The sequence below is a fragment of the Posidoniimonas polymericola genome (genome assembly GCF_007859935.1).
In the GTDB taxonomy this organism is placed as follows: domain Bacteria; phylum Planctomycetota; class Planctomycetia; order Pirellulales; family Lacipirellulaceae; genus Posidoniimonas; species Posidoniimonas polymericola.
The window spans coordinates 1-19,655 of the sequence record NZ_SJPO01000002.1 but is presented as its reverse complement, the minus strand read 5'-3'; the positions used below and the strand labels follow the sequence as shown (position 1 = coordinate 19,655).

17 protein-coding genes are annotated in these 19,655 nt (G+C 66.4%); 12 read left to right on the top strand and 5 right to left on the bottom strand.

Annotated features, from left to right (window positions below):
- Positions 1–5: 5 nt before the first annotated feature.
- Complete coding sequence (locus Pla123a_RS04175; protein WP_146584299.1) at positions 6–416, bottom strand: DUF2780 domain-containing protein; 411 nt, start codon at positions 414–416, stop codon at positions 6–8.
- Between the two features lie 113 nt (positions 417–529).
- Positions 530–1,531, bottom strand: a complete 1,002-nt coding sequence (locus Pla123a_RS04170) for a DUF1559 family PulG-like putative transporter (protein WP_197527662.1) — start codon at positions 1,529–1,531, stop codon at positions 530–532.
- Between the two features lie 482 nt (positions 1,532–2,013).
- Between Pla123a_RS04170 and Pla123a_RS04165 the strand changes: the two genes are divergently transcribed.
- From Pla123a_RS04165 to Pla123a_RS04150, 4 genes are all read left to right on the top strand, one after another.
- On the top strand, positions 2,014–2,826 hold the full coding sequence (locus Pla123a_RS04165; RefSeq protein WP_146584297.1) for a DUF1338 domain-containing protein: 813 nt from the start codon (positions 2,014–2,016) through the stop codon (positions 2,824–2,826).
- Positions 2,827–3,005: 179 nt separating this feature from the next.
- Complete coding sequence (locus Pla123a_RS04160) at positions 3,006–4,157, top strand: saccharopine dehydrogenase NADP-binding domain-containing protein (RefSeq protein WP_146584296.1); 1,152 nt, start codon at positions 3,006–3,008, stop codon at positions 4,155–4,157.
- 71 nt (positions 4,158–4,228) lie between these two features.
- Complete coding sequence (gene amaB / locus Pla123a_RS04155; protein ID WP_146584295.1) at positions 4,229–5,761, top strand: L-piperidine-6-carboxylate dehydrogenase; 1,533 nt, start codon at positions 4,229–4,231, stop codon at positions 5,759–5,761.
- A gap of 24 nt (positions 5,762–5,785) precedes the next feature.
- Positions 5,786–6,205, top strand: a complete 420-nt coding sequence (locus Pla123a_RS04150; RefSeq protein WP_146584294.1) for a GNAT family N-acetyltransferase — start codon at positions 5,786–5,788, stop codon at positions 6,203–6,205.
- A gap of 68 nt (positions 6,206–6,273) precedes the next feature.
- On the opposite strand, the gene Pla123a_RS04145 is transcribed toward Pla123a_RS04150, so the two are convergent.
- On the bottom strand, positions 6,274–8,082 hold the full coding sequence (locus tag Pla123a_RS04145; protein ID WP_197527661.1) for a DUF885 domain-containing protein: 1,809 nt from the start codon (positions 8,080–8,082) through the stop codon (positions 6,274–6,276).
- Between the two features lie 54 nt (positions 8,083–8,136).
- Here Pla123a_RS04145 and Pla123a_RS04140 point away from each other — a divergent pair, with 54 nt between their 5' ends.
- From Pla123a_RS04140 to Pla123a_RS04130, 3 genes are all read left to right on the top strand, one after another.
- A complete protein-coding gene (locus Pla123a_RS04140) occupies positions 8,137–8,874 on the top strand; it encodes a hypothetical protein (RefSeq protein WP_146584292.1) in 738 nt (245 codons plus the stop codon).
- 57 nt (positions 8,875–8,931) lie between these two features.
- Complete coding sequence (locus tag Pla123a_RS04135; RefSeq protein ID WP_146584291.1) at positions 8,932–10,536, top strand: DUF1549 domain-containing protein; 1,605 nt, start codon at positions 8,932–8,934, stop codon at positions 10,534–10,536.
- Positions 10,537–10,790: 254 nt separating this feature from the next.
- On the top strand, positions 10,791–12,095 hold the full coding sequence (locus Pla123a_RS04130) for a DUF1501 domain-containing protein (protein ID WP_146584290.1): 1,305 nt from the start codon (positions 10,791–10,793) through the stop codon (positions 12,093–12,095).
- 162 nt (positions 12,096–12,257) lie between these two features.
- On the opposite strand, the gene Pla123a_RS04125 is transcribed toward Pla123a_RS04130, so the two are convergent.
- Positions 12,258–13,127 carry a class I SAM-dependent methyltransferase gene (locus Pla123a_RS04125; RefSeq protein WP_146584289.1) on the bottom strand — a complete coding sequence of 290 codons (870 nt, stop codon included), beginning with the start codon at positions 13,125–13,127 and terminating at the stop codon, positions 12,258–12,260.
- 418 nt (positions 13,128–13,545) lie between these two features.
- Between Pla123a_RS04125 and Pla123a_RS04120 the strand changes: the two genes are divergently transcribed.
- From Pla123a_RS04120 to Pla123a_RS04110, 3 genes are all read left to right on the top strand, one after another.
- The gene (locus Pla123a_RS04120; RefSeq protein ID WP_146584288.1) at positions 13,546–13,908 is read left to right on the top strand and encodes a hypothetical protein; all 363 of its coding nucleotides are present in this window, start codon (positions 13,546–13,548) and stop codon (positions 13,906–13,908) included.
- Between the two features lie 194 nt (positions 13,909–14,102).
- The gene (locus tag Pla123a_RS04115) at positions 14,103–15,143 is read left to right on the top strand and encodes a DUF1559 family PulG-like putative transporter (protein ID WP_146584287.1); all 1,041 of its coding nucleotides are present in this window, start codon (positions 14,103–14,105) and stop codon (positions 15,141–15,143) included.
- Positions 15,144–15,351: 208 nt separating this feature from the next.
- Positions 15,352–16,425, top strand: a complete 1,074-nt coding sequence (locus Pla123a_RS04110; RefSeq protein ID WP_146584286.1) for a DUF1559 family PulG-like putative transporter — start codon at positions 15,352–15,354, stop codon at positions 16,423–16,425.
- A 160-nt stretch (positions 16,426–16,585) separates the two neighbouring features.
- Here the strand turns inward: Pla123a_RS04110 and nadA are convergent, their stop codons facing one another.
- Positions 16,586–17,740 carry a quinolinate synthase NadA gene (nadA, locus tag Pla123a_RS04105; protein ID WP_146584285.1) on the bottom strand — a complete coding sequence of 385 codons (1,155 nt, stop codon included), beginning with the start codon at positions 17,738–17,740 and terminating at the stop codon, positions 16,586–16,588.
- A gap of 280 nt (positions 17,741–18,020) precedes the next feature.
- On the opposite strand from nadA, the gene Pla123a_RS04100 reads away from it, so the two are divergent.
- Both Pla123a_RS04100 and Pla123a_RS04095 read left to right on the top strand, forming a co-directional pair.
- Positions 18,021–18,959: a FliM/FliN family flagellar motor switch protein gene (locus Pla123a_RS04100; RefSeq protein WP_146584284.1), complete on the top strand. Its 939-nt coding sequence runs from the start codon at positions 18,021–18,023 to the stop codon at positions 18,957–18,959.
- A gap of 516 nt (positions 18,960–19,475) precedes the next feature.
- Positions 19,476–19,655 (top strand): hypothetical protein (locus Pla123a_RS04095; protein ID WP_146584283.1); only part of this gene is annotated, 180 nt, incomplete at its 3' end.

The window sequence follows — 19,655 nt, the reverse complement described above, 5'->3', positions numbered from 1 at the left end:
GCGGCTTACTCGCCAATCGCCGCCTTGAGCATCGGGAACTTCTCCAGGACCTGCTCGATGACGTCGTCGCCCAGGTACTGCTTGAGGTAGCCGATTAGGGTAGTGACAAACGGGCCGAGCTTCTCGATTGGCAGCCCGGTGCTCGCGAGCGCCGCGGACAGTTCCAGACCGCTGCCGGCGTCGCCGCCCAGCGCGCTCGACGCCATGCTGGCGAGCGATCCCATCAGCCCGCCGGCGGGCTTCGCGCTCGCCTGGTCGGCCATCTGCGAGGCGTCAGGAACCGCGGCGTTGATCTTCCCAAACAGGTCGTCGCCGACGTGCTCACGCAGCATCGACATCGCCTTGCCTGTCGCCGCGGCGGCCGTCGACTCGTCAATGCCCAGCTGCTTGGAGATCTGCTGGATTAGTTCGTTCATCACGAGGTTCCTGGGGTAGCCGCGGCCGAGTGAAAAGATACGCCAGCGCCCGTCAGGCTACCGGCGCGGCCCCCCGCTGACAATGTTCCCGGCCGCGCAGGCCGGTCATCCGCCTACAGGAACGGCTGGTCCTCGATGATGATATTGGGAACCGGCGAGCTCGACCGGCGGTCGTTGGGTGTCATCAGTGCGCGGAAGACGTTGTAGTCGACGTTTTCCCGCATGAAGATGGCCCTGCCGCCTGCGAACGACACGTTTACCCCCCCGGTGTGGTTGCTGGTCGGCCGGGCGTTGATTGCCTGGGTTTTCGCGTAATCGATGCCAGTGCCGCTGCCAACTTCCAGCTCGGTGGTCTGGCTCAGTCCGCAGTCCCCACCTTCGCAGTAGAAGTCCTCGCCGTTGATGAAGGAGGACTTTGGTGGGACCGTGTGCCAGAGGAAAACCGGCGACCACTGCAGGTCCTTCCCCTCCTCGTCGACGTGCTTGCCGTCGATGCGGTCGCCGGCGGTATCGCCGCTCTGGAACCCCGACCACCCGACCAAGTCGTAGCGTTTCGCCGACAGGTTCTCGCTGAAGACCAGCGTGTACTCGCGCCCGTCCCGCCAGTGGCCCTCGAGCATCGTGCGCTTCGGGCTATGAGCCCGGTTGAGGAACGGCCCGTCGGCCGTGGTCTGCGAGCGGACCGAGCCGTACTTGCCGGCGTTCGCGACGTAGCTGTTGGCCGCGTCGGCGCGTGTTTTGACGTCGTCGCTGGGGCACATCAGCACGTCGAGGTAGGTGCCCGACACGAGCCCCTTGGCGTAGATGTCGTAGACCTGCTGGCGTTCTAGGTCGGGCATCAGCATCACGGCCCAGGTGGCGAACATCTCGCCGTTGCCAGAATCGAGCTGGTTGGTCACGAGCCGGTCGAACGCCCCCGGCCAGCGCTTCATGCGGATCTCGTACTGCTGGGCGGCCAGCGCGAGTTGGCGCAGGCTGTTGAGGCAGGTGCTGCGTCGGCTCGCCTCGCGTGCGCTCTGCACCGCGGGCAGCAACAGCGCGATTAGCGTACCGATAATCGCGATGACTACTAACAATTCAACCAGCGTAAATGCTTGCTTCTGACGTGTGTTCATACCCATCCTGCTCCTCTGCTCCGGTTTGCGGTGTTCCGACCGTGCAGAAGAATCGGGCCAGCGGCGCGATGTATTGCATCGGCCTGTAAGAATCCTCTCGCTTCGCGTGCTCGCCGATAACGCTATCGCTATCGCTTTCGCGTGCAATAACGTTGGCCTCGCGCAAAAGGCCCCAGCGCGCAGGCTGCACAGTTGTGAATCCGGTCCGTGCGTGGCCCGGCGGCGGCGCGGCATAACCGCTAGACGCCTCGCCGCTGGGCGCGGGCGGGGCAGGCGCGGGCCCAATTTGCCGTGAGAAGGGCCTCCATCGCCCGCGCAGTTGCGACAAAAAAAGTACGCTTTTGCGAGTCTTGTTCGTTCCGTGAGTCGCAAGTATACACGAATAAAGGGGGCCAACTTGCGGCTCCCGAGGGGACCGATGCCGGCCGTGATCAAGGCGGGCCAACCGATCCTGTTTTTACCGCTGCAGCGAGAGGGCTCCGATGGGCATTGATGAATTCTTCGCCAACCTGTGGTCCGACTACGTCGCCTCGACCCCACAGGCAGAGAAAATCAAACAGGCGTTCGAGGCCAAGGGCGAGCGGGTCGTGAACGACCACGTCGCGTTCCGCACGCTGGCGCTCGAGCCGATCCGACTCAAGGCGCTCGAGCCGCACCTGCTGGCGGTCGGCTACACGCCGTACGAGCCGTACGACTTCGCCGCAAAGAAGCTCAGCGCCTACGGCTACCTGCCGCCCGAGCCCGACATGCCGCGGGTGTTTCTCTCTGAGCTGCGCGTCGACGAGCTGTCGGACGCGTCGGCCAAGATCCTCCGCGGCCTGGCCGAGCAGGTCGACGCCGAGCGGGTAAAGGACCCGAGCATCCTCTGGTCCGGCCGCTTGTGGGACCCGGTGAGCTGGGAAGACTACCAAACCCTGCTAGCCGAGAGCGAGTACGCGGCCTGGGTGGCGACCATCGGCATCCGCCCGAACCACTTCACGATCGCCGTTAATTACCTCGAGCAGCACGCCGGCGTCGAAGAGGTGCTGCAGACGGTCGAGGGGTTGGGCTACAAGGTCAACGACTCCGGTGGTCGGGTAAAGGGCTCGCCCGACGTGCTGCTCGAGCAGGGCTCGACGCTGGCCGACCGGATGATGGCGCCGTTCGCCGATGGGCAAGAGCGCGAGGTGCCCACCTGCTACTACGAGTTTGCCAAGCGGTACCCAACGCCGTCCGGCGAGCTGTACCCGGGCTTCGTCGCCCAGAGCGCGGACAAGATCTTCGAGTCGACCAACGTCGCGAAGAGCGGTTCGTAGGGCAACCCCCTCGCCAACCAGCCCTCCCGTAGCCCCCCGGCGGAAGCCCGGGGGGCTCCACTGAAAACGCGCATTGCGACCCAGGACCCACGGCTTCCGCCGTCGTCCGTGGGCTCGATCCACGGCCGCACTGTCAAAAATTCGATCGCAGCATCAAGCACGAGAACGAGAGTAACTGCATGAGTGAGTCCAAGCACCCGGTCACGATCCTCGGAGCCGGCAAAATCGGCCGCGGCATCGCCCGCATCCTGCACCTTTCCGGCCGGTACGAGGTGTACGTGGCGGACATCTCCGCCGACGCGCTGGCGTCGCTCAAGGAGGAGACCCCGGTCGCGACCGGCGAGCTGGACGTCAACAACCACGCCGAGATGGTGTCGACCCTCAAGGCGCACGGCTCGGTGATCTCCGCCCTGCCCTTCGACCAGAATGTCACGGTCGCCCGAGCGGCGCTTGAGGCGGGCGTCAGCTACTTTGACCTGACGGAGGATGTCGCCACGACGCAGGCGATCCGCTCCATCGCCGAAGAGGCGGCCGAGGGCCAGATCTTCATGCCGCAGTGCGGGCTCGCGCCGGGCTACATCGGCATCCTCGCGCACGACCTTTGCCAGCAGTTCGACCGGCTCGACCGGGTGATGCTGCGTGTCGGCGCGTTGCCGCTCTACCCGACCAACATGCTGAAGTACAACCTCACCTGGTCGATCGACGGACTGATCAACGAGTACTGCAACCCGTGCGAGGCGATCTACAGCGGCGAGCCGTGCGACCTGCAGCCGCTCGAGGGCCTGGAGTCGTTCGCGCTGGACGGCGTCGACTACGAGGCGTTCAACACCTCCGGCGGACTCGGCACCCTGTGCGAGACCCTGTCCGGCAAGGTCAACACGCTCGACTACAAAACCGTCCGCTACGCCGGCCACCGCGACCTGATGATGTTCCTGCTGCACGGCCTGCGGATGATCGACCGCCGCGAGCTGCTCAAGGAGCTGATGGAGGACGCGATCCCCTGCACCAACCAGGACGTGGTGCTGATCTTCAGCACCGTGACCGGCTGGCGCAAGCACCGCTTCGAGCAGATCGCCTGCGCCCGCAAGGTGTACCACGATCAGGTGCACGGGCTGGACGCCAGCTCGATTCAGATCACCACCGCTTCGAGCGTTTGCGTGGTGGTCGACCTGCACTTCGCCGGCAAGCTCCCCGGCAAGGGATTTGTCCGGCAGGAGGACGTCCGGCTGTCGGACTTCGAGTCGAACGAGTTCGGCCTGCCCTACGCCAAGGCGACTACCGTCAAGACGCCGACCACGCCGCACGCCGCCTCGCACCCGATGGGCACGTAGGCTAGCATCAACGTTCAGTGGCCCGGAGGGCCGAACCACACTACTCAGACGGAAACGCTTTAAGTCGATTCATGGATATCCCTGCCCAACTGCTCCCCCAACAGATCCACGCCTGCTACCCGGGCGTCGCGATCGGCAACAAGTACGAACTCGGCAGCGGAGCGAAGTTCTCGCCCAGCTCGCCGATCAATGGTGAGTCCCTCTGCCAGAGCGGCGCCGCGACCGCCGACGAGGTCGCCGCCGCCGTGGCCGCCGCGCACGAGGCCTTCAAGGCGTGGCGGGTCGTGCCGGCGCCGGTCCGCGGCGAGTTGGTCCGCCGCATCGGCGACGAGGTCCGCGCGAACAAGTCGGAACTCGCCAAGCTGATCACCCTCGAGGCCGGCAAGATCCCCGCCGAGGCCGAGGGCGAGATCCAGGAGTGGATCGACGTTTGCGACTTCGCGGTCGGACTGTCGCGGCAGCTCTACGGCCTGACGATCGCCAGCGAGCGGCCCGAGCACCAGCTCATCGAGCAGTGGCACCCGCTCGGACCAGTCGGCGTGATCTCGGCGTTCAACTTCCCGTGCGCGGTCTGGGCGTGGAACTCGATGATCGGCCTGGTCTGCGGCGACCCCATCATCTGGAAACCTTCGGAGCAGACGCCGCTGATCTCGCTGGCGTGCCACGAGATGGTAGTCCGCGCCGCCAAGACCATGGACGAGGCGCCCGCCGCGCTGTCGTGCGTGGTGCAGGGCAAGGCCGATGCCGGCGAGGCGCTCGCCAAGAGCGAGCTAGTGCCGCTAGTCTCCGCGACCGGCTCGGTTCCGATGGGCCGCGAGGTCGCCAAGACAGTCGCCGGCCGGCTCGGCAAGTGCCTGCTGGAGCTGTCGGGCAACAACGCGATGATCGTCACCGAGACCGCCGACCTCGAGCTGGCGGTCCGGGCGATTGTGTTCGCGGCGGTCGGCACCGCCGGCCAGCGGTGCACTAGCCTGCGGCGGCTGATCGTGCACCCCGACATCGTCGACGGGCTGTGCGAGCGGCTGGTCAAGGCGTACGCCACGCTGCCGATCGGCGACCCGTCGAGGCCCGGCACGCTGGTCGGCCCGCTGGTGGGCAAGCCGTCGCTCGAGCGGTTCCTGGCCAGCATCAAGACCGCTCAGGCCCAAGGCGGCACGCTGCTGTGCGGCGGCGACCAGGTGACCGAGGGGGTCCCCGGCGGCTGCTACGTGCACCCCGCCCTCGTCCGCATGCCGGAGCAGACTGAGGTGATGCGAGAGGAGACCTTCGCTCCGCTAACCTACATCACCACGTACGACTCGATCGAGCACGCCATCGAGCTGCAGAACGGCGTGGCCCAGGGCCTGTCGTCGGCGATCTTCACGTCGGACGTGCGTGAGGCAGGGCGGTTCCTGAGCCCGGCCGGCAGCGACTGCGGCATCGCCAACGTCAACATCGGCACCAGCGGCGCCGAGATCGGCGGCGCGTTCGGCGGCGAGAAGGAGACCGGCGGCGGACGCGAGTCGGGCTCCGACTCGTGGAAGCAGTACATGCGCCGCAGCACCAACACGATCAACTACGGGTCGGCCCTGCCGCTGGCGCAGGGGATCAAGTTTGACGTGTAGCCGGCGAGGCGTCACGATGCCTGCATGTCTGCACGCCCCGCTGCCGCGACCTTCGCAACCGAACCCGACCTGGCTCCCGGCGAGTTCGTCGACCTGCTGCGGCGGTCGACCCTCGCCGAGCGCCGCCCGGCCGACGACGCCGAGCGGATCGCCGGCATGCTGGCGGGCGCCGACGTCATTATCACGGCCCGCGACGAGTCGGGCCTGCTGGTCGGCGTGAGCCGCGCGATCACCGACTTCCATTACTGCACGTACCTCTCCGACCTGGCGGTCGACCAATCAGTGCAGCGGCAGGGGATCGGCAAACGCCTGATCGCCGAGACCCACCGGGCCGCCGGCCTGCAAACGATGCTGATCCTGCTCTCGGCGCCCGCCGCGCGGGAGTACTACCCGCACATCGGCATGGAGCCGCACGACTCGTGCTGGATTATCCGGCCAGAGTAGCACGGCTCTCCGAGCCGTGAAGACTTGTGGCGTTGCTCAAACGCCATCCGCCCAAACCAACAGCGCTGCTATTTCACGGTTCGGAGAACCGTCGATACATCGTCTTGCTCTTCGAGCCACTCGTGGACGTGCTCCTCCAGCACGTCCAGCGGGACGGCGCCGGTCTCGAGCACGGCGTTGTGGAACGCACGGACGTCGAAGCGGTCGCCCAGCCGCTGCTCGGCCTCGGCGCGGAGGTCGCGGATCTTGAGCTCGCCGATCTTGTAGCCGAGCGCCTGGCCGGGCCAGCCGATGTAGCGGTCGACCTCGGCGCGGATGTTGTGCTCCGACAACGCCGAGTTGTCGACCATGTAGTCGATCGCCTGCTGACGGGTCCAGCCCTTGTAGTGCATGCCTGTGTCGACCACCAAGCGGCAGGCCCGCCACATCTCCATCGACAGGCGGCCGAAGTCGCTGTAGGGGTCCTCGTAGCACCCGATCTCCTTGCCGAGCCGCTCGGCGTACAGCGCCCAGCCCTCAACATACGCGGTGAACCCGCTGTACTTGCGGAACTCAGGCAGCCCCTCCAGCTCCTGCTGCAGGGCGATCTGCAGGTGGTGACCCGGCACCGATTCGTGCAGTGCGAGCGACTCGAGCGCGTACAGCGGGCGGCTCGGCAGGTTGTAGGTGTTCAGGCAGAAGAACCCCGCCTGCGACCCGTCGCCGGCCGGCGGCTGGTAGTACGCCGAGGTCGTCTTGGGGGCGATGTAGTCGGGGATCTCGCGCAGGCCGTACGGCGTCCGCGGGAGCTTGCCGAACAGCTTGGGGAGCTGCCCGTCGATCCGCTTGAGCAAGAACGAGCACTCGGCCAGCAGCTCCTTGGGGGTCTTGGCGTAGTACTTGGGGTCGGTCCGCAGGTGCGTGAAGAACGCCGGCAGATCGCCATCAAACTCGACCCGCTCGACGATCGCCTGCATCTCGCCGCGGATGCGGGCGACCTCGGCCAGTCCGCGCTGATGGACCTCGTCGGGCGTCAGGTCGAGCGTGGTGAAGTGCCGCACGCGGTGGCGGTAAAAGTCACGCCCGCCGGGCAGGGCCGACGCGCCGATGTCGGTGCGGCAGTTGGGCACATACTCGTCGGCCATGAACTGCTTGAACCGGGCGTAGGCGGGCGACACGACCTGAGCGATCGCGTCGCGGCCGGCGGCGCGGAGCCGCTCCTGGTCGGCCGTTGAGAACGACTCGGGGAACTCCTCAAACGGCTTGTAGAGCAGGCTGTCCACCGGGTCGTCGACAACGTGCGGGTCGACCGACTCCTGCCACCCCTCTAGTATCACCGCCGGCATCGTGACGCCTTGGCGGACGCCCTCGCGCATCAGGGCGATGTTGCCGGCAGTATGCCGCCCGAACGCGCGGAGCCTGGCGCTATAGTTCTCGTAGTCTTTCACCGTCTTCAGCGGCGCCTTCTCGGGCAGCTCGGGGAATTCGATGTGGAACCCGCTGCGGTTGCTGACCGGCGTGAGGTGGGTGTGGAAGCGGTGCTCCTGGGCCTCGTCGGACAGCTCCCGCTTGAACAGCGCCAGGTTGATCCGCTCGACCGGTTCAAGCTGATCGGCGGCGATCGCCTCGGCCCGCTTCAGGAACTCGGCCTGGGCGGCGGCGCGGCGGTTCGCGTCGGCCAGCGAGACCTCGGTCAGGCGGTCGTTGTAGCGGTGGTCGCCGGCGTGCGTGGCGAACTCGGGGTACTCCTGCATCGAGAACTGCCACGCGTCGTCGAGCAGCGTCTGGAGCCGCGCGGACGCGTCGCTCGCAGCAGAGGCCGCCGGAACCACGGCTACCAACAGCGTAAACCAAACCAGCAGCAGTAGCACGTGACGCCCCATTGCGTGTAACCTCATTGTTGCGTGATCCGTTTTCATCTCTTTGCCGCCGCAGTGCGGTGACTCTCGAGGATGCAGACTAACTTCCCACCGGACGAACCGCCAGCACTGACGCCGGGCGACTGGCTGCGGCGGGGGCTCGTCGTTGCGCTGCCCGTGACGTGCCTGGTCGGCGCGATCGCGATGCTCGTACAGATCGAGGTGCTTGTGGGCTTCTTTCCCGTCTGCGGACTCTTGGGGTTGGCTCTCGCAGTAGCTGCCGCCCCGCTAGGCGTCCGGCCGGTGGCCCGCTTTGGACAGTCGGCTCCGATCGCCGCTTCGGCATGCGCCGCGGCAATCGCTGGCTTTCGCCTCTCGCCCGGCGAGGCCTATCTCCCAATCAATGTTGCATGGTCGCTCTACACAGCTGGCATGTTGATTTGTTGCTGGTGGCCGATCCGGATTATCTGGTCGCGGCCGAACGGCTCGCCTGAGGCTGCCCGCTCCGCCTGGCGATTCAGCCTGCGAGGGATGCTAATACTGACCAGTGTGGTCGCGGTGGCGTTAACTCTCGCCAAACTCTTCGGCATACCGGTTCTGGAGGCGATCGCCCACAGCGGTGGCTACTCAGCATTCGCATTCTTCGCCGTTGTGGGAATTGTCCTAGCGGGCTTGGCAATCTCCAACAGCGCATCGTACCGCCGGCGAGGCGTAGGACTGTTCCGCCGAGCCTCCCCCGCACCAGATACCGACCGCGGCGAATCGCAACGCTACCTCTACGGCGAGAAAATCCCCACCGAAACGCCACCGCCCGACCAAATCCGGGGTTAGATACGTGAATCCGGCTTTCGTCGCGTAAGCTATTCTTGACTGTCTGGAGCCTGGCCGATGCCGTTCTGCCCCCCAGCCCCGACCCTGGTGCTTGCTGCGCTGCTGGTGGGCGTCCTGCCCGCCGCGGCCCGGACCCCGGCTGAGAAACTCGCCCAACAGGCCGACCGACTGCTCGCCGAGGAGTTGGGCGCGTCGCCCGGCGAGCTGGCGCCCCGCTGCGACGACGCCACGTTCCTCCGCCGCGCGTACCTCGACATCGTCGGCGACATCCCCTCGCCCGAGCACGTCACAGCGTTCCTGCTCGACCCGGCCGAGGACAAGCGGGCCGAGCTGGTTCGCGCGCTGCTCGACCAACCGCAGTACGGGCAGAACTGGTCCCGCTACTGGCGCGATGTGATCCTGTACCGGCGGATCGAGGACCGCTCGGTGATTGTCGCCGCCGCGCTGGTGCCGCAGCTCGCCGAGATGCTCAACGTCGGCGTCGGCTGGGACCGCATCGCGGACAAATTCATTACCGCCACCGGCGACATCCAGGAGAACGGCGCCACCGCGATCATCGCCGCCCAGGAGGGCCGCACCGAGGAGGTCGCCGCGGAGGTGTCGCGGGTGTTCCTGGGCATCCAGATCCAGTGTGCCCAGTGCCACGACCACCCGTGGGACAGCTGGCAGCGTGAGCAGTTCCACGAGCTGGCGGCCTACTTCCCAAGGGTGTCGCTGCAGCAGGTCCGCTCGCCGGTGCGGCGGAGCTTCGAGGTCGCCGTGACCGACCGCGAAGCGCCCCGCCGCCGCCAGAACGACAACCGCGGCTCGACGGAGCACTTCATGCCCGACATGGACGACCCGCAGGCCGAGGGGACGCGGATGCAGCCCAAGTTCTTCCTGACCAGCGCGACCACGCCGCTGGGAACACGCGACGCCGAGCGGCGGGCGACCATCTCCGAGTACATCACCGAGTCGCCGTGGTTCGCCAAGGCGATGGTCAACCGGATGTGGGCCGAGCTGGTCGGCGAGCCGTTCTTCGAGACCATCGACGACATCGGGCCCGAACGCGCGGCCAAGGCGCCGCAGACACTCGAAGTCCTCTCGCAGGGGTTCGCCGATAGCGGCTACGACGTCAAGTGGCTGATGCGGGCCGTGATGGCAACCGACGCCTACCAGCGTGAGTGCCGCCCCCGCCGCACACCCGACGCCACGCCGATGACCGCCAACGTGGCCCAGCGACTGCGGGGCGACCAGCTCTACAACGCCCTGCTGACCGCGCTCGGCATCGAGGAGGAGCTCGAGACCAACCGCGGCCGCGGCGGCCGACGCCAGCTCAACCAGCGGGCGCAGTTCAACGTGGCGTTCGGCTTCGACCCGAGCGTCGACCGCGAGGGCGTTTCGGCGTCGATCCCGCAGGCGCTGGCGATGATGAACACCCCCCGGTTCAACAACGCGGTCCGCGCCCGCCGCGGCACGATGCTCGGCGAGCTGACCACCGAGATCCAGGATGACGGCGCCCTGGTCGACGAGCTGTACCTCCGCTGCCTGTCGCGCGAGCCGACCGCCGAAGAACGCGACGCGGCACTCGCCTACCGCGTGTCGGTCGACAAACGCGAAACGGCGTTCGAGGACCTGCTGTGGGCGCTGGTCAATTCGGCCGAGTTCGCCCACCGGCGATAGATTGGAAGGATTTGGGGGAACACTAATTGACACTAATGAATCTTCCTTGTGGGTAGACTTCCTCCCGCTTCCGAGATGGGTTTGTAGATCCGCCCCGCCTTTATTGAGTTCAAGCAGCATAGTGAAACGGGCGCCAGTGCGATGGCCAGAGAGTGCACGCCGACGCACCGTCAGTCGGCGTTGATTCGACGAATGTGTATTAGCGGCCATCAGTGTTCCAATAATTTTCTCGCTGTTACCCTGAGGACCGTGTGATGCCCCTGCAGCACCAGATTGACGTTGGTCTCCGCGGCGGCCGGGTCGCCTCGCGGCGTGACTTCCTGCGGAACGTCGGCGCGGCGGCCACGGCGGCCACGGCGGCCGGCGTGCTGAGCTGGACCGACCGCGTGGCGCTGGCCGCCAGCGACCTCCGCCGGCGCGGCAAGCGGTGCATCCTGCTCTGGATGGCCGGCGGCCCCTCCCAGTTCGAGACCTTCAACCCCAAGCCGGGCCACGAGAACGGCGGCCCTACCAAGGCGATCTCGACCTCCGTTTCTGGAATACAAATCTCCGAGAACCTGCCGCGGCTCGCCAAGGTGATGAACGAACTGGCCGTCATCCGCTCGATGGCCAGCAAGGAGGGGAGCCACCCCCGCGCCAGCTTCCTGATGCACCACGGCTACCTCCCGATGGGCGGCGTCAAGTTCCCCACGCTCGGCGCCAACGTGGCCCACCAGATCGGCGACGCCAGCAGCGAGCTGCCGAGCTTTGTCCGCATCGGCCGCGGCGGACAGAACCCCGGCAACGGCGGCTTCCTTGGCGTCGACTACGACCCGCTGATCCTGGCCAGCGCCGACCGCCCGCCGGAGAACTCCCGCCCCACCACCGACCGCGCCCGGTACGAGCGGCGGCTCGGCCTGCTCAAAAACCTCGAGACCAGCTTCGGGGCCGTCGAGGGCGCCGACGTCGTGGCCGACCACAAGAAACTGATTGAAGCCTCCAGCGAGATGATCCTCAGCCCCCGCATGGAGGCCTTCGACCTCGACCGCGAGGACCAACGCACCCGCGACGCCTACGGCGAGGGGCAGTTCGCTTCCGGGTGTTTGTTGGCCCGGCGGCTGCTCGACTTCGGCGTCACGTTTGTCGAGGTCACCCTCAACGGCTGGGACACGCACAACGACAACGCCGCCCGCACCGCCGAGCTCTGCGGCCAGTTCGACCAGCCGATGGCCGCCCTCATCAGCGACCTCAAGCAGCGTGGCCAGCTCGACGACACGCTCGTCATCTGGATGGGCGAGTTCGGCCGCACGCCCCGCATCAACGGCCGCGCCGGCCGCGACCACTACCCGCGCGCGTTCAACGTCGCGATGGCGGGCTGCGGCGTCCGCGGCGGCCAGGTGATCGGCCAGACCAGCCCCGGCGGAGAGCAGGTCACCGACCGCCCGGTCTCACCGAAAGACCTCTACCAATCGATCTACACCGCCCTGGGCATCAACCCCGACCACGAAAACATGAGCCTCAGCGGCCGCCCGATCCGCCTGGTGGATGAGGGGGCGCCGGTGGATGAGCTGTTTGGTTAGTTGCGTCGAGCAGCCCCCTCCCGTAGCCGACGGATTACATCCGTCGGAGGCCCCTAAGTAGCGTTCTCCATGGCAGGAGAACGTCCCCTAGGCCTCCGATGGCCGTAGGCCCTCGGCTATTGCTACACGTTCCTGTAACCCCCTGTGTGGTGGCGTCATCAACTACCGCGGCCACCGCGCGTAGACCCCGCTCTCTAGCGGCCGGCCGTCCCGCGCGACCAGGAAGTGCTCGCCCGTGCTGGCGGGCTGGGCGCACGTGCCGAACACGCCGTCGGCCAGGTAGCCGCCGATCTCTGCCGGACCGATGCCGGGCGTGTGGCAGGTGGCCAGCAGGAACTTGGGCCGCCCCTCGACCAACTCGGCGATCACCCCCAACAGGCCCGGCAGGTCGCGGGTCAGCTTCCACTGCTCCCCCTTCGGCCCGTGGCCAAACGACGGCGGGTCGAGCACCACGGCGTCGTACCTGTTGCCGCGTTTGACTTCCCGCTGGCAGTACCGCACCGCGTCCTCGACGATCCACCGGATCGGCGCGTCGGCCAGCCCGCTCGCCTCGGCGTTTTTCCGCGCCAACGCGACCGACGGCTTTGATGCGTCGACGTGCGTCACCGCCGCCCCCGCGGCCGCCGCCGCCAGCGTGCTGCCGCCGGCGTAGCCAAACAGGTTGAGGACCCTCAACTGCTCACCCCGCCCGACCCAGTCCGCAATCCACCGCCAGTTCTCAAACTGCTCTGGGAACAGCCCCACCTGCCCCGCCGGCGTGTACTCGAGCTGCATCTGGAACGCGCACCCGTCGGCGAGCGGCGCGTGCACCGTCGCGTCGGACGGCGGGCCGCCGGCGGCGAACTTCCACTTGCCATCGCCAACCCGCGCGCCGGTGTAGACGCCGACCGCCTGCGTCCACGCGGCCGGATCCGATTTGCGGCCGCCCTCGGCCGCCGGCGCAGGCCGGTCGACCACGACCTGGCCAAAACGTTCCAGCTTGCGGCCGTCGCCAAAGTCAATCAGTTCGTAGTCGGGCCAGGGGTGCTTCACGGGTGAGGGTCGATTCCGGTGGTTGTGGGCGTCAGGTGTTTTGTCCGATTATTCGATCGGAGGGGACAAAACCCCTCTCAAGGCGGCGCCAAGCAACCCACCAGGCCTTTAGCAGCAACCCCTTACGGCAAACCCAACAAGTCTGGCCGCAGGGGTTTTGTCCGCCAAATGGGTCCAAAGGGGCGTGCATCGGACGATTAAGCCAGGGCCGGCCGCCCCAGCCGGCAAGGCTCCAGTTAGCAAAGAATGACGCCGGCCAACCCTCTATTAGAACCGTCGCACAGCCACTTTTCCACAACGAACTTGCCGAGCCCCCGATCGCCGTCGAGGCGTAGCTCGCCGGCTCATCTCTCCACGGAGGGCGCGAATCCGCTAGGATAGCTGCTCGTGCCTCTCCTCCCGTGCCGGAGCTCTGCGGATGCGATTCGACCTGCTCACGCTGCTCTGGGCGACCGCCGTATTGGCGGTCGGGGTCGGGGCGTTTGGCGGCTGGGGGATCGCCGCGTTCGGCTGCACGATCTACTTCTGGATCTTCTTGTTCGCCACCCGGCAGCAGGCGTCGTACAACCCGTCGGGCGACACGCTCTTGTACGTGTTGCTGATGGGGTTTGTGTTCATGTCGACCGCCGCGGTCGTCGAAACCTTCCGCGTCCTGAGTGACGGGCCCGCCCAGTGGTCGGCGTGGCTGCTCATGCCGCTGGCGTTCGTCGCGTTGTCGCTCGCCCCCCTCCCCCGCTACCGCCGAGCGGTCGCCGATCTGACAAGCAGACAAGCCCGTTAGCCGGCGAGCTACGCCTCGCCGGAGCACGGCAATGATTGGGGGCTGATTTGGCGATACAACAGGGAGGGAACACTAGTGAGCACTAGTCCCAGCCGCACGCCGCCCCCACCGCGGTGGCATTGGCGGCCATCAGCGTTCCCCACCGCCCCCCGGCGAGGCGTAGCTCGCCGGCTACCTGAAAGAGAGTTTATCGTTTGCCACGCTTCTCGATTACTGCCCTGCTCTGGTTGTTTGCGCTGGTCGCCGCCGGTATGACGACCTTTGGCCCAGTTCTCGGCGCAATCTGCTCAGCCGTGGTGTTGATTCAGGCCGTCAACTTGAAGAACAAAAAGGTTCATCTGGGTTGGAAGGTGCTAGCCATGCTCTCCCCCCTGTGGGTCGGACCCTTCTTCACCGGCGTGTTCGATCGCAATCTCCAAGTCGACCATCGTACCTGCGAACAGCGCGTCGGCACGATAGTTAACGCGATGCTGAGCTACGCGGACGACCACGGTGCCCTGCCCCCGCCAGTCGTGCGCAACGCCGACGGCGACGCCCTGCACAGTTGGCGGGTGCTGTTGCTGCCCTACCTGGGTGAGCAAGAGCTCTACGACGCATACGACTTTAGCCAACCATGGGACAGCCCCCACAACCTCGCCCTCGCCGAACGCATCCCAGACGTCTACCGGTGCCCCGGCAACGAGGCGCTCGATCACCTTCCCACTACCTACCTCGGCGCTCCGGGAATGTTGGCGTCGAACTACTTTGTGGTAGTCGGTCCCCACACCGCCTTCCCCGAGGGCGACGGCCGCCCGCTTTCCGAATTGACCGACGGTCTCGCCGCAACGGCACTCGTTGTCGAGACCGCTGACCGCAATCGGTGCTGGCTCGATCCCGACTACCTAACCGTTTCTGAAGCCGTTCGTTTGCTCACCACTCCCACAGAATTCCGGCACCTCCACGTGCGCGAGCACTCGTGGAGCACAACGTTCGAAACATGGGGCGGCGAAGTCGGGTTTGCTGATGGTCACACCGCAGACGTACGTGCCGAACCCAATGGCGTCTATGCTCGAGCGATTCTAACCGCAGACCAAGACGACGACAGACGCGTCCGCTATCGCCGAGGTTGGGACATGAACCACAGGGAACGACTCATCCGTTGGGACCGTGTGCTGGGCTTCTGCTTGTTCGCCACAGTTTCTCTCTTGCCGGAATTGAAGTCTACCGAGAAGCAATCGGCCGACGGCACAGAATAGCCGGCGAGCCACACCTTGCCGGAGAACGGCAATGAATCTGCTTGGGATCCGCGATAGAATTCTCCGGGGGAACACTAATCGACACTAACCATCGCTAATACCGGTCAGCGACACCTCCTCTGATTAGCGTCAATCAGCGGCCATTAGTGTTCCCTCACCGCACACCGGCGAGGCGTAGCTCGCCGGCTACCTTTGCAGAGAGAACCCGTTGCCACGCTTCACCATCGCCACGCTGCTCTGGCTCACGGCGTTGTTCGCCACCGGGATGGGGACGTTTGAGCCGGCCCTGGGGATTGTGCTCGCCTCGTTCGTTTGCGTGCTGCACATTGTGCGCTGGAGCTGGCCGACGCTTCTGCAGTGGCTGTTCATCGTCGGCGCGATCGCGACATTGATCGCCCTGCTGCTGCCGTCAGTCGGGTCTTTGCCTGCATCCCGACGCAACCAGAGCATCAGCCAGATGAAGCAACTGGTCCTCGCGCTGCACAACTACTACGACACGCACGGCTCCTTCCCGCCGGCCTACTCTACTGACGTCGAGGGCGCCCCGCTACACAGTTGGCGCACCCTGATCCTGCCCTACGTCGAAGAGTTGCCGCTCTACAAGGCGATTCATCTCGACGAGCCGTGGGACAGCCCTGCGAACGCGACCCTCGTCGATGGCCTTCAACTCTTTCTCTACAAGAACCCGCGGAGGCCTGCCCGGCAGAGCCTGCCGGACGAGACGCACTACCTGGCAGTCGTCGACGACGAGGCGGTCTTCCGCCCCGGCAAACCGGTCCGGTTCCAAGACATTGCCGACGGCACGTCCAACACGATTGTCGTCATTGAGGTCGCGAGCCGCGGCGTCCGTTGGTACGAACCGCGAGACCTGAACATGGACGAGGCGATCGACCTGCTCACCCGCGCCTCCGACGTACACCACGAGTGGGTGGAACCTGGATTGTTTGCCTCTACCCGCTACCGCGGCGACGGGCTGTACCCCCGCTGCGTCGGCTTCGCCGACGGCCGCGTGCGGTCAATCGGCTTCGTGCCGACACGAGAGCTCGCCCGGGCACTGTTGACCCGTGGAGGCGGCGAAGAGATCCCCGAAGACTTTGACGGAGGGGTTTACGATCTGGAGGATGCCGTCATCGGCCACATCATCCATTGGCGGCGGGTGCTGTCGACGGCCCTGTTCATCGGGCTGGCGATCGCGCCGCTGTATCGGCGGCGGACGGCGAGCGACAAGGCGACCTCGGAAGAAATAAACCACGACGGCACAACGACACAAAGCGAAGACTAGGCCGTGCCATTCAGCTTCTTTGTGACCTTCGTGTCTTTGTGGTTCTAACCGCTCACACCGCAGGGACATTAGCGGTGATTAGTATTCCCCTACCGCACACCGGCGAGGCGTAGCTCGCCGGCTACTATGAGCGCGTCACTTCGCGAGTCAGTTGGGCGCGCTACTTCACTTCGAGCATCCGTTCGAGGGCCACGAGGCTCCACTTGGAGGTTTCTTCGTCGACCTCCACGGTGTTCACGGGGCTGCCGTCGCGGAGGTTTTCGAGGGTCCAGCAGAGGTGCGCCAGGTCGATGCGGTACATCGTCGCGCACATGCAGACCACCGGGCTGAGGAAGTGGACCTCCTGCTCCGGGTGCTCCTGCTTCAGGCGGTTCACCAGGTGCAGCTCGGTGCCGATCGCCCACTTGGTCCCGGCGGGGGCATTCTTCACGGTGTTGATGATCTTGCCCGTGCTGCCGTACTCGTCGGCCAGCTCGAACACGTCCTGCGGGCACTCGGGGTGGACCAGGATCTTGATGCCGGGGTGCTGCTCGCGGAACATCGCGACGTGCTCGGGCTTGAACATCTGGTGCACGCTGCAGTGGCCCTTCCAGAGGATCACCTTCGAGTTTTCCAGCTGCTCTTCGGTGTTGCCGCCGAGGTCGGTCTCGTAGGGGTCCCAGACCGGCATCTGGTCGTTCTTGATGTCCATGCCGAGGGCCGTGTTGCGGCCGAGGTGCTGGTCGGGGAAGAACATCACGCGGTCGCCCCCCTTCCCATCGTTGGACTTGTGGAAGGCCCACTCGATGGCGGCCTTGGCGTTGGAGCTGGTGCAGACGATGCCGCCGTGGCGGCCGACGAACGCCTTGAGGCTGGCGGCCGAGTTGATGTACGTGACCGGGATCAGCCGCTCGGTGTCGACCACCTCGCCGAGCTGGCTCCAGGCGTCCTCGATCTGACCGATGGCGGCCATGTCGGCCATGCTGCAGCCGGCGGCCATGTCGGGCAGGATCACGCGGACCAGCTCGCCGTTGCGCTCGGCCAGCTTTTCGGGCCGGTTGGCGAGGATGTCGGCGGTCTCGGCCATGAAGTGCACGCCGCAGAACGCGATCGCCCGGCAGTCGCTGCTGTCGGCCGCCATCTGGCTGAGCTGGTAGCTGTCGCCGCTGAGGTCCGCGTGGGCGATTACCTCGTCTTGCTGGTAGTGGTGACCGAGGATCAGGAGCCGCGGGCCGAGCTCGGCGCGGACCGCCTCGATCCGGGCGGACAGCTCGTCGTTCGAGAGCGACTTGTACGGTTTGACGTCGGGAAACGCGGGTTCGGCGGCAGTAGGCATAAAGCAATCGCAAGCAGAAGGTTTGTAAGCGTGGACGGCTCCCCCCCACGAACCAGCGTCACCCAACGGCAGCCCACCCCGCCAGGGGTGGGACCAAACCCAGGATCGGCTACGCACGCTAGCACCGCGATGAGGCCGGGCCATTATACGCATCGCCGCCGCCAGCAAACAGCGCGGCGGCCTGGGCAAAGATTAACGGCTGGGCGGCCGATACTGAGGGAGAAGGCCTCGCGCCCTCGCTGCAACCTGCTCCCACGACTGCTAGCACCCCGGCCGCCCCTTGTCCGAGCTCACGCCAGAAATCGCCGCCGATGTCGTCGCCGCCTCGCAGGCCGGGGCGGAGGAGGCAGCCGGTGCGCTGTCCCGGGCGCTCGATCGTGAATTCACGCTCGAGGTCGGCGAGTCGATCACCTTCGACCCGGCTGCCCCGCCCGAGGGATTCGGCGGACCGAGCCTGGCGGTGCTGATGGCTTTCGAGGGCGAGGGGGCGGTGGCGATGCTCGCCGAGTCGAGTGGCCTGACGCCCGACTGGGCTCCGGCGCCCGACCCGACCGGCGAGAGCAAGCTAGCGACGCTGGCGCAGGAACTGAGCATGCTGCTCGTTCCCGAAACCCTGATGGCCGACGTCTTCGAGGCGTCGTGGGTGACCGACGCCGGCGAGGCGCTCGGACGTGGCGGCCTGGCCGACGGCGCGGCCGCCGTGCCGATCACGCTCAAGTCGGGCGATGACCAAGGCGTGCTGTGGCTGGTGTGGCCGCTGAGCTCGCCGGGCGAGGTGCTCAAGGGCGGAGCGGCCGGGGAGGAAGCGGCGCCCGAGCAGGCCGACGACCAAGCAAGCGACGAGGCGGGCAAAGAGGGGTCGGCCGCACCCTCCGAACCGACCCCAGCGAGCGGGGCGGCCGGCGAGCCTGTCCGCCCGCGGATCTTCGACTTCTCTCAGCTGCCCCCGTACAGCAAGAGCCTGCTGAAGGTGCGGGTGCCGCTGATGGTGACCCTCGCCGAGAAGCGGCAGACCGTGCACGAGATCATGGCGCTCGGGCCGGGCTCGATCCTGTCCTTTGAGAAGCCGTGCGACGCGCCGATCGAGATCTCGATCGGCGGCCAGCCGATCGCCACCGGCGAGACCGTCAAGGTGGGCGAGAAGTTTGGCGTGAAGATCAGCCAGATGATCCTGCCGGCCGAGGACTTCAAGCCGATCCTCCCGCGGCAGGCCGGCTAGCGGCACTCAGCTGCGCTCACTCACGGGTTCACCCTCACGCAAGCATGCGGTGGATGCCGCTGGTTCTAGCAATCTTCTCCCGACGCCCCAGCAACCTGCGGCGGCAGCCGTAGGGTAGCCGGTTCGCGAGCTGGCAACGCGGAGCCCCTTTGGCGCTCGCCATTGGTGAATGGACCTACCAGTCGGCGCAAAAAAAAACCTGCCCCAGGCCGAAGCCTGGGGCAGGTCACAAAAGGGGGACTCAATTGTCCGCTGTCGTGTCGACCGGTTCGCGATTAGCGAGCGAAGGCGGCACGGACGACGTCACGCTGACGACCAACCGAAGCGTTCGGGTCGGACATCGGGGCGGGCGGAACCGGGGTCGGCTCGTTGACCTGAACCGGCGCCGGGGCCGAGACAGGGCTGCTGCCACAACCGCAGCTCGGGGCGCCACAGCTCGGAGCGGCACAGCACGACGGGTCGGCACAGCACGAGGGCTCGCAGCAGCTCGAGCAGCACTTCTTCTTGCCGAACAGCTTGTCCAGCAGGCAAGGCTTCTTCGAGCAGCAGCTGCCGCACGAGTCGCAGCCGCAGGACGGCTCGCAGCAGCTGTCAGAGGCACAGCACGACGGCTCGCCACAGCAGCTGTCCGAAGCACAGCACGACGGGTCGGCACAGCACGAGGGCTCGCAGCAGCTCGAGCAGCTCTTCTTCTTG

What these genes read in the sequence shown, in the direction of transcription:
- Pla123a_RS04175 (WP_146584299.1), bottom strand. Translation starts at nt 416, where the DNA reads ATGAACGAACTAATCCAGCAGATCTCCAAGCAGCTGGGCATTGACGAG.
- Pla123a_RS04170 (WP_197527662.1), bottom strand. Translation starts at nt 1,531, where the DNA reads ATGAACACACGTCAGAAGCAAGCATTTACGCTGGTTGAATTGTTAGTA.
- Pla123a_RS04165 (WP_146584297.1), top strand. Translation starts at nt 2,014, where the DNA reads ATGGGCATTGATGAATTCTTCGCCAACCTGTGGTCCGACTACGTCGCC.
- Pla123a_RS04160 (WP_146584296.1), top strand. Translation starts at nt 3,006, where the DNA reads ATGAGTGAGTCCAAGCACCCGGTCACGATCCTCGGAGCCGGCAAAATC.
- amaB (WP_146584295.1), top strand. Translation starts at nt 4,229, where the DNA reads ATGGATATCCCTGCCCAACTGCTCCCCCAACAGATCCACGCCTGCTAC.
- Pla123a_RS04150 (WP_146584294.1), top strand. Translation starts at nt 5,786, where the DNA reads ATGTCTGCACGCCCCGCTGCCGCGACCTTCGCAACCGAACCCGACCTG.
- Pla123a_RS04145 (WP_197527661.1), bottom strand. Translation starts at nt 8,082, where the DNA reads ATGAGGTTACACGCAATGGGGCGTCACGTGCTACTGCTGCTGGTTTGG.
- Pla123a_RS04140 (WP_146584292.1), top strand. Translation starts at nt 8,137, where the DNA reads ATGCAGACTAACTTCCCACCGGACGAACCGCCAGCACTGACGCCGGGC.
- Pla123a_RS04135 (WP_146584291.1), top strand. Translation starts at nt 8,932, where the DNA reads ATGCCGTTCTGCCCCCCAGCCCCGACCCTGGTGCTTGCTGCGCTGCTG.
- Pla123a_RS04130 (WP_146584290.1), top strand. Translation starts at nt 10,791, where the DNA reads ATGCCCCTGCAGCACCAGATTGACGTTGGTCTCCGCGGCGGCCGGGTC.
- Pla123a_RS04120 (WP_146584288.1), top strand. Translation starts at nt 13,546, where the DNA reads ATGCGATTCGACCTGCTCACGCTGCTCTGGGCGACCGCCGTATTGGCG.
- nadA (WP_146584285.1), bottom strand. Translation starts at nt 17,740, where the DNA reads ATGCCTACTGCCGCCGAACCCGCGTTTCCCGACGTCAAACCGTACAAG.